3 protein-coding genes are annotated in these 2,481 nt (G+C 61.7%); 2 read left to right on the top strand and 1 reads right to left on the bottom strand.

The window, feature by feature from the left end:
* Nucleotides 1-549: 549 nt before the first annotated feature.
* The gene (gene ku / locus FXB41_RS40200; protein WP_219685694.1) at nt 550-1,479 is read right to left on the bottom strand and encodes a non-homologous end joining protein Ku; all 930 of its coding nucleotides are present in this window, start codon (nt 1,477-1,479) and stop codon (nt 550-552) included.
* Between the two features lie 144 nt (nt 1,480-1,623).
* Here ku and FXB41_RS40195 point away from each other — a divergent pair, with 144 nt between their 5' ends.
* Together FXB41_RS40195 and FXB41_RS40190 are read left to right on the top strand one after the other, a co-directional pair.
* A complete protein-coding gene (locus FXB41_RS40195) occupies nt 1,624-2,019 on the top strand; it encodes a hypothetical protein (protein ID WP_219685693.1) in 396 nt (131 codons plus the stop codon).
* A 46-nt stretch (nt 2,020-2,065) separates the two neighbouring features.
* Nucleotides 2,066-2,481, top strand: a 416-nt coding sequence (locus FXB41_RS40190; RefSeq protein ID WP_219685695.1) for a hypothetical protein, incomplete at its 3' end; no start/stop codon positions are given.

Raw genomic sequence — 2,481 nt, 5'->3', positions numbered from 1 at the left:
CTGCTCCACGCTGGCCTCGAGCGGTCTTTTCTCGACGATGTAGCGCTGACGCAATACATCTAGTGAATACTGGGACATAACGCCCTTCGTGAAGACTGCCTGTAGGGGAGCGTGTCGGTGAATTTTGTGGCGATTGTCTGAAGTACCTATACCGCCTCATCGGCTGCGCAACGCCCTCTCGAAGGACTGGCCCGCTTTCACTTCCGCGTCGCCACTGACACCGCGTCCATCTGCCTCAGAGGGAACCAACGGGTGTGTTCATCCCGAGCAAGGCTAATACGTCATGCCGGCGACGGAGAAGTGGCGATGGCATGCTAGCCGCGCTAGCCGAGCGCCCGCTTAACCTCGTCCACGGCCCTATGCCCCGTTGGTTCGGCTTCGCCGTCTGTCGCCTTTCCTGGCGTCGCGCACCGCCCGCCGGGCCGCCATTAGCCTGTCGACGAAATGATCTCGCGTGACATCTCGAGAGTGTGATTTGCCCTCCGCCACAGCCTGCCGCGAACAACAAAACAGTGGCCGTCCGGCGTCACCGAATGCCTCACGACATACCTAAGCCGACTTCCGCTGCGGCTTGGCCGCCGGCTTCTTCGCCGCGGCCTCTTTCGCCGGCTTTTTGCCTGCGATCGGCATCAGCATTTCCTTCTGCCCGGCGGCCGCCCTGCGCGGCTTTTTTCCTGATTTCTTGGATGCCTCTACCGTGGCCCCCTCTCGCCCGATGCTCTTGCGCAACGCGTCCATCAGGTCCACGACGTTCTCACCTCGTGGACGCGCTTTCGCGGTGATGGGTTTGCCCGCGCGCTTCTGATTGATGAGATCAATGAGCGCGGTTTCGTACTGGTCTTCGAACTTGTCCGGCTCGAAATGTCCCGCCTTCTGATTGACGATGTGCCTGGCGAGGTCGAGCATGTCCTTAGTGACTTTGACATCCTGGATGTCGTCGAAATACTCCTCCGCGGCACGGACCTCGTAGGGATAACGCAGAAGCGTTCCCATCAGCCCCTTGTCGAGCGGCTCCAGCGCGATGATGTGCTCGCGATTGGTCAGCACCACCCGACCGATCGCGACCTTGTTCATCTCGCGGATCGTTTCGCGGATGACAGCGAAAGCATCGTGTCCCACCTTCCCGTCGGGGCGCAGATAGTAGGGGCGGATCAGATATCTCGGATCGATCTCGCTGCGGTCGACGAACTCGTCGATCTCGATGGTTCGCGTCGATTCCAGCGCGACGTTCTCGAGCTCCTCCTTCGTCACCTCGATGAAGGTGTCGGTGTCGACCTTGTAACCCTTGACGATGTCCTCGTTGTCGACCTCTTCGCCGGTGTCGGCATCGACCTTGGCGTATTTGATCCGGTGGCCGGTCTTCCGATTGAGCTGGTTGAACGAGACCTTTTCGGATTCCGACGTGGCCGGATAGAGCGCCACCGGACAGGTAACGAGGGAAAGACGCAGGAAGCCTTTCCAGTTAGCGCGGGGGGCCATTGCGGGGAACTCCAATACTGATGCCGGATTCAAGACGAACGGCCGGGCTAGGTTCCGACATCGCGGCCTTCCCAACAGGACGATTTTTCTCGGATGCAGGCCCAAGCGGACTCGACTTTTGTTCTCTTTATGTTCTAATTCGAAATGTCCGACCGACCCGCGAGCTGGCGCATGCCGACCCCGAAGCAGATGGAAAAACTGGCCGCTGAAGCCGCCCGCAGGCCGACTCCTCCCGCTGCGGCTCCAGATGCGCCGCTCCCGGCCGAATACTGGGAATCGGTACTCAAAGACCCGCGCGCCGAGGCGACCGGGGCCCAGATGCGGCGACGGCATCTTTCGGAAATTCAGCGTCACGTCCTGCGCATCTCCTGCCGCCGCTGCGAGCGGACCGTGGAAATCCAGACCGCCGATGCAGTCCGATTGTATGGCGGCAACGCGGTCTTAAAGGACGTCGCGCAGCGACTGCTCGACAACACCTGCCAGCAGCGCACCGGCAGACACGAAGAAGATGGGTGCTGGCCGGCGTTCGAGACGCCGTAGCCCACTCCGGATTGCCGATCCGATCTCTTTGCGTCTGGATGGCTGGATGGCCCCGAAATATCACCCTACGCCGCTGTCGGGCGGCGACCGCAAGGCTCTGGCGAAAGAGGTCGGCAAGGCGCGGGCAATGGCCGACATCCTGGCCACCCGATCGGCGGAGATGCGCGCGAAGGGGGAAGCGCTCATCCAGCAGGCCGACAAGCTGCTTTGCGAAAGTTGGAACGAACGCATGTGGTCAGACGGAGAACCGATTGATCCATCCCCGACGATCGACCAGGCCGTGAATGGAGGCTTCTCCTGGCTGGAGATCCAGTGCGCGCGCTGCAAGACGCCGAGCGACGTTGACCTCGCGGCGATGAAGCACCCGCCGACCACCTTCGTGCACGATCTCGCCAGCCGGCTGCGCTGCCGCAAATGCGCCAAGGCGGGCCGGCGCCCTTCCGCGACTCTGCTACAATTGGC

The sequence above is a fragment of the Bradyrhizobium canariense genome (genome assembly GCF_019402665.1).
GTDB lineage: Bacteria > Pseudomonadota > Alphaproteobacteria > Rhizobiales > Xanthobacteraceae > Bradyrhizobium > Bradyrhizobium canariense.
The sequence above is the reverse complement of the archived record's forward strand: the minus strand, read 5'-3'. Positions and strand labels throughout refer to the sequence as shown.

Excerpts from the sequence above, each read along its gene's own strand:
- ku (WP_219685694.1), bottom strand. The coding sequence starts at position 1,479 with ATGGCCCCCCGCGCTAACTGGAAAGGCTTCCTGCGTCTTTCCCTCGTT.
- FXB41_RS40195 (WP_219685693.1), top strand. The coding sequence starts at position 1,624 with ATGTCCGACCGACCCGCGAGCTGGCGCATGCCGACCCCGAAGCAGATG.